The sequence below is a fragment of the Chitinophaga ginsengisoli genome (assembly GCF_003014595.1).
Lineage (GTDB): Bacteria > Bacteroidota > Bacteroidia > Chitinophagales > Chitinophagaceae > Chitinophaga > Chitinophaga ginsengisoli.
On the sequence record NZ_PYGK01000004.1, the window covers coordinates 188,700 to 202,011 of the forward strand.

General features: G+C 45.7%; 15 protein-coding genes. 10 read left to right on the top strand and 5 right to left on the bottom strand.

Annotation, left to right across the window (positions count from 1 at the left end):
- Positions 1-153: 153 nt before the first annotated feature.
- The 4 genes from CLV42_RS11640 to CLV42_RS11655 all read left to right on the top strand — a co-directional run bounded on the left by CLV42_RS11640 (position 154) and on the right by CLV42_RS11655 (position 3,616).
- Positions 154-891 carry a DUF72 domain-containing protein gene (locus tag CLV42_RS11640; protein WP_106602091.1) on the top strand — a complete coding sequence of 246 codons (738 nt, stop codon included), beginning with the start codon at positions 154-156 and terminating at the stop codon, positions 889-891.
- 3 nt (positions 892-894) lie between these two features.
- Entirely contained in the window at positions 895-1,641 is a 747-nt protein-coding gene (locus CLV42_RS11645) for a hypothetical protein (protein ID WP_106602092.1), read from the top strand.
- Between the two features lie 8 nt (positions 1,642-1,649).
- Positions 1,650-2,429, top strand: a complete 780-nt coding sequence (locus CLV42_RS11650) for an Fpg/Nei family DNA glycosylase (protein WP_106602093.1) — start codon at positions 1,650-1,652, stop codon at positions 2,427-2,429.
- Between the two features lie 134 nt (positions 2,430-2,563).
- Positions 2,564-3,616, top strand: a complete 1,053-nt coding sequence (locus CLV42_RS11655; protein ID WP_106602094.1) for a hypothetical protein — start codon at positions 2,564-2,566, stop codon at positions 3,614-3,616.
- Positions 3,617-3,700: 84 nt separating this feature from the next.
- Here CLV42_RS11655 and CLV42_RS11660 read toward each other — a convergent pair whose 3' ends face one another.
- Positions 3,701-4,021 (bottom strand): hypothetical protein, encoded by a 321-nt coding sequence (locus CLV42_RS11660; RefSeq protein WP_106602095.1) that lies wholly within the window; start codon positions 4,019-4,021, stop codon positions 3,701-3,703.
- A gap of 182 nt (positions 4,022-4,203) precedes the next feature.
- Between CLV42_RS11660 and CLV42_RS11665 the strand changes: the two genes are divergently transcribed.
- From CLV42_RS11665 to CLV42_RS11685, 5 genes are all read left to right on the top strand, one after another.
- Positions 4,204-5,334 carry a Re/Si-specific NAD(P)(+) transhydrogenase subunit alpha gene (locus CLV42_RS11665; RefSeq protein WP_106602096.1) on the top strand — a complete coding sequence of 377 codons (1,131 nt, stop codon included), beginning with the start codon at positions 4,204-4,206 and terminating at the stop codon, positions 5,332-5,334.
- Positions 5,335-5,373: 39 nt separating this feature from the next.
- On the top strand, positions 5,374-5,688 hold the full coding sequence (locus tag CLV42_RS11670; RefSeq protein ID WP_106602097.1) for an NAD(P) transhydrogenase subunit alpha: 315 nt from the start codon (positions 5,374-5,376) through the stop codon (positions 5,686-5,688).
- A gap of 20 nt (positions 5,689-5,708) precedes the next feature.
- Positions 5,709-7,103 carry an NAD(P)(+) transhydrogenase (Re/Si-specific) subunit beta gene (locus CLV42_RS11675; RefSeq protein ID WP_106602098.1) on the top strand — a complete coding sequence of 465 codons (1,395 nt, stop codon included), beginning with the start codon at positions 5,709-5,711 and terminating at the stop codon, positions 7,101-7,103.
- A 109-nt stretch (positions 7,104-7,212) separates the two neighbouring features.
- Positions 7,213-8,607 carry a methyltransferase RsmF C-terminal domain-like protein gene (locus tag CLV42_RS11680; RefSeq protein WP_106602099.1) on the top strand — a complete coding sequence of 465 codons (1,395 nt, stop codon included), beginning with the start codon at positions 7,213-7,215 and terminating at the stop codon, positions 8,605-8,607.
- A 48-nt stretch (positions 8,608-8,655) separates the two neighbouring features.
- Complete coding sequence (locus CLV42_RS11685; RefSeq protein ID WP_106602100.1) at positions 8,656-9,702, top strand: LysM peptidoglycan-binding domain-containing protein; 1,047 nt, start codon at positions 8,656-8,658, stop codon at positions 9,700-9,702.
- A gap of 83 nt (positions 9,703-9,785) precedes the next feature.
- On the opposite strand, the gene fmt is transcribed toward CLV42_RS11685, so the two are convergent.
- A complete protein-coding gene (gene fmt, locus CLV42_RS11690) occupies positions 9,786-10,733 on the bottom strand; it encodes a methionyl-tRNA formyltransferase (RefSeq protein WP_106602101.1) in 948 nt (315 codons plus the stop codon).
- Positions 10,723-11,889 (bottom strand): exo-beta-N-acetylmuramidase NamZ family protein, encoded by a 1,167-nt coding sequence (locus tag CLV42_RS11695; RefSeq protein ID WP_106602102.1) that lies wholly within the window; start codon positions 11,887-11,889, stop codon positions 10,723-10,725. Before CLV42_RS11695 ends, fmt begins: the two co-directional genes overlap by 11 nt.
- 135 nt (positions 11,890-12,024) lie before the next feature.
- Between CLV42_RS11695 and CLV42_RS11700 the strand changes: the two genes are divergently transcribed.
- Positions 12,025-12,453: an FKBP-type peptidyl-prolyl cis-trans isomerase gene (locus CLV42_RS11700; RefSeq protein WP_106602103.1), complete on the top strand. Its 429-nt coding sequence runs from the start codon at positions 12,025-12,027 to the stop codon at positions 12,451-12,453.
- Between the two features lie 86 nt (positions 12,454-12,539).
- Here CLV42_RS11700 and CLV42_RS11705 read toward each other — a convergent pair whose 3' ends face one another.
- Together CLV42_RS11705 and CLV42_RS11710 are read right to left on the bottom strand one after the other, a co-directional pair.
- Positions 12,540-12,935: an acyl-CoA thioesterase gene (locus tag CLV42_RS11705; protein WP_106602104.1), complete on the bottom strand. Its 396-nt coding sequence runs from the start codon at positions 12,933-12,935 to the stop codon at positions 12,540-12,542.
- Entirely contained in the window at positions 12,914-13,195 is a 282-nt protein-coding gene (locus CLV42_RS11710) for a cysteine-rich CWC family protein (RefSeq protein WP_106602105.1), read from the bottom strand. Before CLV42_RS11710 ends, CLV42_RS11705 begins: the two co-directional genes overlap by 22 nt.
- Between the last annotated feature and the right edge of the window lie 117 nt (positions 13,196-13,312).

Sequence of the window (13,312 nt, forward strand, 5' to 3'; positions counted from 1 at the left end):
TGGCAAGATATCTCAATTCCCGGCTATCAATGAAGCTGCCCTTTGTACGGACTGGACCATATTTACAAAATCTGTGGCGAAATAGATAACTTGTAGAAGGGGCTAACACGCAGAGCACGCCTGTCTTGGCACGCTTTTCCATTGCATATTGTTATGGCAGGGAAAATACATATAGGCACGTCAGGATGGAGTTATAAACACTGGAGAGAGATATTTTATCCGGCAACGCTAAAGCCAACAGACTACCTGGCGTATTATGCTGATCATTTTCAAACGACAGAGATCAACACGAGTTTTTATCATCTGCCGAGGCCATCCACTATCGAAAAGTGGATGGAGATTGTCAATGCGAAGTTTCGGTTTTGTCCCAAGATCAGCCGCTTTATTACCCATATCAAGAAACTGAATGATCCCGAAGAAACCCTGCCTAAGTTCTTCGATATTTTTGATCCTGTGCATAAGCACCTGGGGCCAGTACTCTTACAACTCCCACCGAACCTTGCATTTAATGAAGAGAAAGTAGCTCACTTTTTTGAAACACTTAAAACATATAAGGGGTATACGTTTGCCCTGGAACCACGGCACGATACCTGGCTGGAGGATGCAGCTATCGCATTACTGGAGAAATATAAAATTGCGTTCGTGATTGCGGAGTCAGGGAAAAGATGGCCATATGGGGAATTTGTAACGGCGAAACATATTTATGTGAGGTTCCATGGTCCTGATGGCTCTTATGCAAAGGCTTACACTGATAAAGTACTGAAGGAATATGCAGATAAGATGCTGGCCTGGCAGGAGGAAGGACATACCATATGGGTGTTTTTTAACAATGATGGGCATGGATATGCGAATGAGAATGCAAAGACATTGATTGAACTGACAAAAGCTTAACATATGAAAACAGCAACAAAAAAGCCTGCAGCGAAGAAAGCGACCAAAGGGGGAACTGCTGTAACAAAGAATCCGGTAAAGAAAAGCGCAGTGGCGCAGAAGAAAGCTGTGAAAGAAGATCTGTCTAAAACATATAATGAGTTCAAAGAGTTTGAGGGACAGCAGTACACAGGTATGACGATAGGGAGGAGCCATAAATGGAATTATGATGCAGGTGTCTGGAAAGAGACGAAGATCACACCCGACCTGTGGGAGATCTCTTACGCGGTAACCAAACGCAGGGCAGGGCATGCGCCGGAAGGATCAGGAGTGCCTGTAGGAACAGAATATCATTGGTATATTATGGCGCATCAGAATGTCCGCAAACTGAATGCGAATGATTATACAACATCGTTGGCCGGTCTGAAATTAAAGCTGGCGCATAAACGGGCAGATAAGGAGAAGTGGAGCCTTTCGGGTAAAACACAACGTAAACACCTTATTGAATTCTTGCAGGAAATGATCGCCCAGCTGGAAAAAGAACCTGCACCGCTTGATTTTACATACAACGAAAACCATTACCTTGGAGAAGCAATTCCAATTGGACAAACTTGTCATGACGGTCTTTGTGAGGAGTATGATATTATTCTCAATGATGCCAGTATGGGTATTATCCGACGAATGAAGAAAGGATGGAAGATAGACGGTATTGAAGACAAGAAATTTGTTGATGCCATAGGAAATGCAATAGTTGAATCATCACCCAAATAATATAACATATGCCGGAATTACCAGATCTGCAGATATTCAGCCATAATCTTGATAAGAAGCTGGCGGGGAAGGTTGTGAAAGACGTGGCATTAGAGAATACGAAAAAGGCGAAAGATACACCTGCCGCTTTTAAGAAAGCCATTAAAGGGGAAAAGTTGGAGAAAGTGTACCGGGAAGGGAAGGAATTGCGCTTCAGATTTAAAAATGACGTAGTGCTGGGCATACACCTCATGTTACACGGTAAACTCTATTTCTTCGAAGAAAAGAATACCAATAAAAATACCATTCTCGAATTATTGTTTGAAGACGGGACAGGGCTTGCACTGACCGACTACCAGGGACTTGCACTGCCTTCACTGAATCCTGAAGAGACAGATGTTCCTGATGCGCTGTCGGACGAACTCACAGTGAAATACCTGGAAGAGCAGTTAGGTAAGAAGAAGACAGCTGTTAAAAAGATATTACTGGACCAGCATATCATTCGTGGTATAGGAAATGCCTATGCCGATGAGATCCTGTGGGAAGCAGGGATATCGCCGTTTTCTATCAGCAATAAGATACCTGCGGCAAAGATCAAGACCCTGCATCACGCTATACCTAAGGTATTAAAAGAAGCAGAGAAAAATATCCGTAAAGAACACCCTGATATTATTGCAGGCGAGATACGGGATTTCTTAAAGATCCATCAGCCTAAGGAGACCCATAGCCCTACGGGAGGTACGATATCGCAGAAGGAACTGAATAGCCGGAAGACCTATTATACGGATGAACAGGAGCTATTTGAATAAAGCGTATATTCACATACCGGTTATATTGAACGTTTATACCAGTGTTGAAACTACAACATGAATGGCCGGATAGCATTACCGTGATGACTGGAAAAAGTGCTGTCGCTTTATTCAACAGTATTTAATTCATTGTTATGGCTGAAACACAAAATGCCTCCCCTGCAACACCCCGCCCTCCCTACAAAGACAATGATGGCAATGAAATAACTCCCATAGGAAAAGCATTTGCAGGATTACTTATCATCTTTTTTACATTTTTCAGTGCGTTCTATCTTGTTGGCCATTGGCCAGATAGAATACCAGGTCCGAAAGATAATACTACCTCACTTTATACCTTCAGATGGTTTCACGTCCGGCTTATTGATAGTCTGGCGGATACCAGCTCGCGCAGGCAGGTTGTGAGTCCGGTGGCGCAAAGCGGGATAGATAGTGCACAGGAAAAGTCAGACAGCTCTATTGGCAGCATGAGCCCACCCGTAGGCGATGTTCCTCCGCCGGAGCCACAAACTGGAGCTACGGTTGTATATACTGGAAGTAGAGATAAGCTGATGCATATTAACACCTTGCTCCTGATCATGGTAGGTGTAGCTGGTTTTCTGGGTAGTATGATCCATATTTCAGCTTCATTCACCAGTTATATAGGGGCAGGGAAATTCAGGAAAAGCTGGATACTCTGGTACTGTGTGAAACCTTTTACAGCAGCGGCGCTGGCGATAGCTGTCTATTTCGTTTTCCGCGGAGGATTTCTGAACATGAGCGATGATAGTTCGAATATTAATATTTATGGGTTAATGACCATTTCGATATTTTCAGGTTTGTTTACCGACCGTACCACGCTAAAATTAAAAGAAGTATTTGAGGTGCTGTTCCGTCCCAAAGACGATCGCCCAGACCAGTTGAAAAACGAAGGATTAAAGATAACTATCGTGGAAGCGGATCCTTTGGAAGCGGGGCAATCAACGGTTATTACGCTGCGAGGGGAGAAGATGGACGAAGGGAAGGTAGATATTTCTATAGGAGATGATAAGATACAAACTATGCAACGGAAGCCGGATAGCATCAGCTTTGATTATACGCTGCCGGAAGTGCTTAAAGACCAGGATACGGTACTGTTGTCAGTGAAACCTGAAAATGCTGTTACAGCCAACACCTATCCTTTAAAAATCAAAACCCCATCAAACGCCTAGACGATGCAGCGGCGAATGGCGCATAACGAATCTATATGACAAAAATAAAGACTGACCAGGGTTGATGCTGGTCAGTCTTTTTATTTACGGATAACGCAATGTAGCTGCTACATTACTCTTCGGTTTCATGGATAGCAATCTCAAGGTTTCTTCGACGGTTTTATCTGCAGGAGCTTCCCTGACATTTTGTTGTTGCACCGCCTTTTTAGCTGTATCCCTGTTCGGGTGCCGCATATGAACAGCGGGTTGCAGTTCATCGGGGCCCATCGTGTATTTGTTGGTCATTGCAAGATCAGACTCCAGTTCATCCGGAGAAATAGATCTCCTTAATCCCAGGCCTTCCTTGCCGTTGCCAGAAGGCTTCCCTTTAATTGGCGTAAATTTTCCCTTTTGATCTTTTGGCATAATATAAAAGTTTAAATTTCTGCTAAGTCAAGCTCAGCCTGAATAAGGACTGATACTATTTTCAGCACACCAATATCCTGCCAAGCGTGTCCTGATGAGTCGAAGAGGAGTTTTTGTTCAACTTGCCGTTATACGTTATATTTAAAAAAACTACCGTAAATTCAGTTTATAAATTCCATTAGATGATTGCAGGCGTCCTAAAAGAACAGCCAGGAGAAAACAGGGTTTCTTTAGTGCCGGACATTGTTAAGCAGTTAGGAAAACAGGGAGTAACGGTTTGGATAGAACCGGATGCCGGAACCCGGGCATATTATCCTGATGAATCCTATGTACAGGCAGGCGCCGTTATAAAGCCTGCTACTGAAATCCTGCAACAGGCAGATATTATCCTCAGCATTCAGATCCCCGATGAACAATCCTGGAAGTCCATACCGGCAGGTAAAGTGCTGACCGGTATCTACCAGCCATTTAGCAATAGTGCAATCATGCAGCAATGGGCTGACAGGCAGCTGACCACTTTCAGTCTTGATAGTATACCCCGTACCACCCGTGCACAGAGTATGGATGTGCTGAGTTCACAGGCGAATATTGCAGGATATAAGGCGGTATTGCTGGCGGCCTGGAGTTACAGCCGTTATTTGCCTATGTTTATGACAGCAGCGGGTAGTATTGCCCCGGCAAAAGTGTTGATTTTAGGAGCCGGTGTTGCCGGTTTACAGGCCATTGCCACTGCCAGACGCCTTGGCGCTGTAGTGGAGGTATTTGATACCCGGCCGGCGGTGAAGGAAGAGGTAATGAGCCTGGGCGCCAGGTTTATTGAAGTGGAGGGTGCGGCAGATGCATCCGCCGCAGGCGGATATGCTGTAGAGCAGACGGAGGCATATAAACAGCGGCAGCAGGAAAGAATCGCAGAAAGCATTGCCAAATCAGATATTGTTATTACAACAGCACAGATACCTGGTAAAAAAGCACCCATTTTGATCACTGAAGAGATGCTCGACAGAATGAGGCCCGGAGCAGTGATCGTTGATCTGGCAGCAGCTACCGGCGGTAACACAGCGTTTACGGAAAATAACAGGACGGTTGTGCATAAAGGCATTACCATTATCGGTGATTCCAATCTGCCGTCTTCCATGCCCTCAGATGCCAGTAAACTCTATGCAAAGAATATCTTTAATTTTTTGCAGTTACTCGTAAAAGACGGCGACCTGGTGCTGAACTTTTCTGATGATATCGTGCAGGGCGGCTGTATCACCCATAGCGGTGTTATTACCAATGAGCGGCTCAGACAAGCGGATAGTGTGAAATTATAAAGGCCGTTCATCTATTACTGAAATCAACGATCCCCAATAATGGACGCTATTTTTTCTTTTTTACAACAGCACCTGGAAGCGGTGTATATAGTCATTCTTTCCATCTTTCTGGGAGTGGAGGTGATATCGCGGGTGCCTTCCGTACTACATACGCCGCTAATGAGCGGCGCCAATGCCATTCATGGTGTTGTGATCATTGGCGCCATCATCGTGATGGGAGAAGCCGAAGCTGATAATTACCTGGCGCTGGTATTGGGATTTCTTGCCGTTATACTGGGTACCATCAATGTAGTGGGTGGTTTCGTTGTGACAGACAGGATGCTTGAAATGTTCAAGTCAAAAAAGACCAAATAATTGTATCTAATCATTACACTATGTTACCGCTGATCTACCTGATAGGCTCTGTTACATTTATCATAGGGTTAAAGATGTTGAGTAATCCTGCTACTGCCCGGAAAGGAAATGCCATTGCCGCGGGAGGCATGACACTGGCCATACTGGGCACTATTTTTCTCTACAGGCACCATGGGCAGGGATTGCATAATTACGGATGGATCATGGCAGGACTGCTTATAGGAGGTGTTGTCGGACTGGTATCGGCCAGGAGAGTGAAAATGACAGCGATGCCGGAAATGGTCAGCCTGTTTAACGGGATGGGGGGCGCTTGTGCGGCATTGATCTCTATAGTGGAATTTGAGTATATGACAGCCGTGATCTTCACAGGTGCACCAGTCAGGATGCAGCTGGTGATCATCCTGGCAGGTATGGTGATTGGCGCTGTGTCTTTTGCAGGTTCTGTCATTGCCTGGGGAAAGCTAAACGGTAGGATTAAAGATATTTCCTTTAAAGGGCAGCATATTTTTAACCTGGTGATACTGGCTGTTATCCTGTTGCTGGCGGTAGTTGTAACAGCCGCCCTGCCAGCAGTAACGGTTATACTTTTTGTAGTAATACTCTTGTTATCGCTTTTGTACGGGATATGTTTTGTCTTGCCCATTGGCGGTGCGGACATGCCGGTAGTGATCTCTCTGTTGAATTCATTTACCGGTGTAGCAGCTGCCTGTGGTGGTTTCCTGTACAACAATCCGGTGATGCTGACAGGAGGGATATTGGTAGGTTCAGCCGGTACTATTTTGACAATCCTGATGTGTAAGGCGATGAACCGTTCTCTGAAGAATGTATTGATCGGGTCTTTCGGCAGCCCGAAAGCGGCAGGAGGTAGCAGGGAACAGGGGGCGTACAAGGAGATCACTTTATCGGATACCGCTGTTATCATGGCTTATGCCCGGAAAGTGATGATCGTGCCGGGGTATGGCCTGGCAGTGGCGCAGGCGCAACATGCCTGCCACGAGCTGGAAACCTTGCTGGAAGCAAGGGGAGTAGAAGTGAAATATGCCATTCATCCTGTAGCCGGACGTATGCCAGGGCACATGAATGTGCTGCTGGCGGAAGCAGATGTACCTTATGAGAAACTGCTGGAAATGGAGCAGGCTAACGGACAGTTTAACACGACCGATGTGGTATTGGTGCTGGGAGCGAACGATGTGGTGAATCCCGCCGCTAAAACGGATCCAGCCAGCCCTATTTACGGTATGCCGATCCTGGATGTGGAAAACGCCAGGAGTGTAATTGTCAATAAACGAAGTATGAAACCCGGATATGCGGGTATTGAGAATGACCTGTTCTTCCAGCCTAAGACGTCTATGTTGTTTGGAGACGCCAAACAGGTATTACAGCAACTGGTGGCTGAAATCGTGAACTCCCTATAGTAATACAGCCTTCCGGCAGGGTGCTGCTGCTATTACCGAATTGGTAGCCGCGGTGCCACATTATCGGTCATCCCCCTTTTTTTCAGTATTTTGCCGCAAAAATAAGGGGTTGGATTTCTTACCAAAAAAATTTACAGATACACTCACAGGACTGCCAGGCATGGATTTGGCAGCCTTTTTGCGTGTACATGAGGCAGGCGAAAAGGTCACTTCTCTCAGGATCAATCCAAACAAGTTACAGGATGAAGGCACAATACAAAAGGTACTTGCCTCGCTGACAGAAGAAACCGTAAGCCGGGTGCCATGGTCACGGTATGGATATTACCTGCCTTCAAGGCCTTCGTTTACCTTCAATCCTTTTTTTCATGGAGGCGCTTACTATGTACAGGAAGCTTCTTCTATGTTCCTGGAACATGTAATGCGCCATGTCTGCGACCTGAATGCTCCGTTGAAAGTACTGGACCTGTGTGCTGCACCTGGAGGTAAATCTACCCTGTTGCAATCCCTGCTCAGTCCTGACAGTGTACTTGTATCCAACGAGGTGATCAAAAGCAGGGCTGCATTGCTGGCGGATAATATCAGTAAATGGGGAGCTGCCAATGTTGTTGTGACGAACAATGATCCGAGGGACTTCGCGAAACTGTCCGGATACTTTGATGTGATGGTAGTGGATGCGCCTTGTTCCGGTTCTGGTCTTTTCCGTCGTGAACCAGAAGCCGTGGAAGAATGGTCGCCCGAGAATGTGATCCTCTGCAGCCAGCGGCAGCAGCGCATACTGGCAGATGTATGGAATGCGTTAAAAGAAGATGGTATCATGATCTACGCCACCTGTTCTTACTCAAGAGAGGAGGATGAACAGATCATGGAATGGATACAGGAGAATTTTACAGTGGAGAATATTGCTATACCGGTTGACGATAGCTGGCATATCGTGAAGACAAAAGCAGGACCACAGGCTGCAGAAGGCTATCGCTTTTATCCTGATAAAGTAAAAGGGGAAGGCTTTTTTATCACCTGTTTCCGCAAGACAGCAGGAGATGTATACACCGCTAAAAGGCAACGTGATACGCTTCCGGCGGTCGCTAAAAAAGAGGTAGGAAAGGTAGCTCAATGGGTGAAAGATATGGACAATCTCTTCCTGATGGACCATCAGGGAGAGGTATTAATATTTCCGGAAAATATGGCGCCTGTTGTTTCTTTATTACAACAGCACTTATATTTGCGGAAAGCTGGCATAAAGGCTGGTCAGCTGGCAGCAAAGGAACTGATACCAGATCACCAGCTGGCAATGAGCACCATGATGAGTGAAACAATCCCACAGATAGGGTTGACCCGAGAACAGGCCTTGCGTTATCTGAGAAAAGAAGATCCGGAAGTATCAACAAATGTGAAGGGCTGGGCGCTGATGATGTATGAAGGGATGGCGCTTGGATGGGCGAAAATATTACCGAACCGTATCAACAATTACTATCCTAAAGAACTCCGTATTCTAAAAGAAGTGTAGGCAAATAATTTTTAATTTAGTTACCCGAAAGGTATAAACAGCGTAGTAATGGTAAAAACGTTCATGACAATTGCAGGACTTGTATTATGTGTAGCCGGTGGAATACAGGCACAGGACAGGTTGCAGGTACAAGGTACCTCTCCTGATCTGTATGTATTGCACACTGTAAAAAAGGGGGAAACCTTTTACAGCCTGGGCAGGTCCTACAGTGTGTCTCCAAAGGAAATAGCAAGTGAGAACAATATTTCGTTTGAACAAGGTTTGCAATTGGGACAACAAGTAAAGGTCCCGCTGAATAACACCAACTTTTCACAGAAATCAGACGCTGGTGGTACGCCTGTCTATCATAAGGTGGAGGAGAAAGAAACCCTCTATCGTCTGAGCGTTAATCATAACAAGGTGTCACTGGACAATATCCGCCATTGGAACAAGATGACCGGTGATGGTTTGCAGAAAGACAGTTATGTGATAGTTGGATGGTTGAAAGGTAGCGGATCGCCTACTCCTTCAGCACCTGTGGCCAGCATACCGGCAACTACACCTCCGGCAAATCATCCGGCAGCAACGCCACCTGCTTCCACACCAACGCCATCTAATCCAACACCGTCTAATCCGGCACCATCTAATCCTGCGCCAACAACGCCGGTGGCAACCCCTCCGGCAAGCACAACACCGGCACCTCCGGTTACTAAACCGGATCAGCCAGCGCCTCCGGAACCTGCAAAGACTCCGGATAGCAATAATGCCAGCAAGCCACCAGCAACATCTGCACCGGCAGGATCCTCTTTTGAACAGTTATACAATCAGCAGACAGGTAACGGTAAAAACGTAAGTTCTGAAAAGGGCCCGGGAGGCTGGTTCAAGAGCAATGCGAGCCCCGGCAAGTATTATGCGCTGCATAACACCGCACCGAGAGGTACCATTATCAAAGTGACCAATCCGCTGAATGGTAAGTTCATCTATGCAAAAGTGCTGGAAGCTATTCCGCAGATTAAACAAAATGAAGGTCTGATCATCAAACTGAGTGATTCAGCATTGGAAGCATTAGGCACCAATGAAGCGAAGTTCTATTGCCAGCTGAGTTACGAAGACTAAATAAAAAATCAGGAATTAAGCGTCAGGCGAATGGAATAATTTCCTGATGCTTAATTCCTGATTAAATATTATGTGGTTGCCCCTTAATTGATTTTGTTCCCCCTTAAAAAGGCGTCAATATCCATCCGTTTCTTACCTTCCAGCTGGATCTCCAGTAAAGAAAGATAACCGTCTGCTGCTGCTATTTTCAGGTAGGTTTTATTATCACTGATCACTTGTCCGGGTGCTACACTGGGTGTAGTATGTTCCCTGGTCGCTTTGAAGATTTTCAATCCTTTATCATTGAGTGTTGTCCAGGCAGTAGGATAGGGACTTAGGCCACGTACCAGGTTGTAGATCTGTTCTACAGGCTGTTCCCATTTTATCTGGCAATCTTCTTTAAAGATCTTGGGGGCATGTTTAATGTCTTCCGCTTTGATATGTGCCTGTGGCGTTCCCTTGGCATTGCCTGAAGCAAGCGCCTGTACAGTTTTCAGTAACAGGCCTGCGCCGGTGGCCATCAGGTCATCGTGCAGTTCTCCGGCGGTTTCGTCATCGCGGATATCGACTGACTGACTGAAAAGAATATCACCGGTGTCGATTTCATGCTGCAGCTTGAAAGTAGTCACACCTGACTGCTTTTCCCCGTTAATAATAGCCCAGTTGATAGGCGCTGCTCCCCTGTAATTGGGCAGCAAAGAAGCGTGTACATTGATGGTACCTAAAGGCGGCATATCCCACACAACTTCCGGTAGCATACGGAAAGCTACTACTACCTGCAGGTCTGCTTTCAGTGCACGCAGTTCCTCCAGGAATTCCGGGTTCTTCAGCTTTTCCGGCTGCAATACCCGGATGCCTTTTGATACAGCGTACTGCTTAACAGCGCTCTGTTGCAGCTGTAGGCCTCTTCCCGCAGGCTTGTCAGGCGCTGTGATCACGCCTACAACATTGTATCCGTTTTGCACCAGTATATCCAGTGATGCCACCGCAAAATCGGGAGTACCCATGAAAATGATCCTGGTATTCTTTTGATCCGTTAACTCACTCTGCATATAATAAATATTTCTTCCTGGTAGTTTTAAATTGAGTCAAAGCAGGTTCCCAGCTTTTGCGTATTTCCGCCTCGCTAAGGCCTTTTTTTATTTGTTGTTGTAAAGTAGTATTGCCAGCCAGTTTATTGAAAAAAGGAATAAAGAATTTATCCTTTTCGGGAAATAACTGATAGGCCTGTATGAGCCATTTCAACTGTATGCAGTCATTCATTTCCTTCCTGACTGCAGCTGGTGTACCGGTGAGATTATATCCATAACAGGTCACATCTTTCAGTGGTGGTTCCTTTGCACCTGGAGTGCTGCGCGGCGTAAAGGAATACAGGTTTTTGGGATAGGAGGGATGCCCGAATACCTGGAAAGGAAGATCTGTTCCCCTGCCCAGACTTAACGCTGTTCCTTCAAACAGACATGTGGCAGGATACAGATAGATGGCTGCCATATTGGGCAGGTTGGGTGAAGGTTTTACCGGTAGCTGATAGTAGGTATGATGATCATAGTGCTGACAGGTGACTACTGTCAGGGCACACTGCAGCCCATTTTTCAGCCATTTTTCTCCATTCAGCATTTTAGCATATTCTCCAACAGTCATACCATGTACAATAGGAATAGCCTGCATGCCTACAAAAGAGCGCAATGTCGTGTCGAGTAATACCGGGCCATCAACATAGTGTCCATTGGGATTAGGACGGTCCAGCACAATAAGCGGTTTATGATTTTCTGCAGCAGATTCCATAAGCTCCTGCAGCGAGGAAATATAAGTGTAAAAGCGGGCGCCTACATCCTGTATATCAAAGATGAGAATGTCTACATCCTGCAGGTCAGCTGCAGTTGCCTGACGATGTTTACCATAAAGGGATACAATGGTCAGCCCGGTGCGCTCATCCTTACTGTTGCCTACTTTCTCGCCTGCATCGGCATTACCTCTGAAACCATGTTCCGGACTGAATATTTTCTGGATATGTACATGTAGTTTCAGCAGTGAATCTACCAGGTGCGAGTTACCCAATGTAGCAGTCTGATTAACAAGCAATGCTACTCTTTTGCCTTTCAGTAGCGGCAGGTATTCGCTGGTCCTTTCAGCTCCTGTTATAACCTGGGCACATGCAGCAGTAGTGACTGCCAGCCATAATAAGAGAGGAATTATGATCTTATACATGGCGTAAAAATAGTTTAAATAAAGGAAGATATATAAGGATTGGTAGTTTACGGGATTTATGCTAAATTGAATATCTATTCACTATTTTCTTACCTTGCAACAATTAAATCCTGTAACACTTATAATTAAATTCTTATGCAAGCAGTTAAAAACGGAGATACGGTGCGTGTGCATTATCATGGTCGCCTGACCAACGGAACTACATTTGATTCTTCCGAGGGTAGGGACCCGCTGGAGTTCAAGGTAGGCGCCGGTATGGTTATTAAAGGCTTCGATAATGGTGTGGTGGACATGACAGTGGGTGAGAAAAGAACACTGAATATTCCTGTGGAAGAAGCATACGGTCCGAAAAATGATGAGCTGATCATGGAGTTTCCAAAAGAAAATATTCCGGCTGATCTGAACCCTCAGGTAGGTATGGATCTGCAGATGAGCAATCCTCAGGGACAGGTATTCCCTGTGAAAGTAGCCGCTATAAACGCTGAATTCATCACGCTGGATGCTAACCATCCACTGGCAGGCGAAGACCTGATATTTGACATCGAACTGGTAGAGATCAAATAACAGCAACTAAAATTCTTAATGTAAAACGCTGATTGCCCTAAGAGGTTATCAGCGTTTTGCATTTAAAGCCATGTTATAATATTGCATTATTCATGCGACAATACGATTCGGGTTGGTTTTTTCTGCTCGTCAATCGCCACAAAGGTGAATGTACCTGAGATAGCCTTCTCACGGTGTGTATTATACATCTGCTCCACATAAATATCCACCTCCACTTTCAGGCTGGTAGTCCCTACATGTATTACTGTTCCTACCAGTTCAATGATAGTGCCATGAGGTATGGCCATCTTGAAATCTATTCTGTCGCTTGACACTGTTACCATACGCATACGGCTGAAACGTGTGGCAGTGATAAAAGCTGCTTCATCCATCAGCTGCATCGCTGTACCGCCGAAAAGGGTATCATAATGGTTCACTGTGTTAGGGAATACTGCTTTGAAGATCCGGGTAACGGAATCGGCTATCTGTTTTTCGTATGCCATATTGTTGATTTACTGTTTTTATCTTTTAGACGCAGAATACGCAGTTGCAGCAGGCGTTGTTTAAATTGCGTCTGTCTGTAGGATATCTTCATGTCGCTCAGGCATCCGGCGCAAAGACATCCGGCATAGGTACCAGCAATGAATATGCGCTCTTCTTCTGTCAGCTTTACGTGCTGGCACTGGCAGCGGAGGATAGAACCAACACGGCACTCAAAAGCTGTATTACAGCGGGGACAGTTGATGGTTTCATGACAAGCCATGCTGTAAAGTTACGAATCAGGGATCACGAAACAGGATTTGTTTCATAAATAGCTGGGCACGTAACAGTTGCAATACAGAAAGTGTAGCAAAAGCAAATGCTTCTGCCACACTTCCGC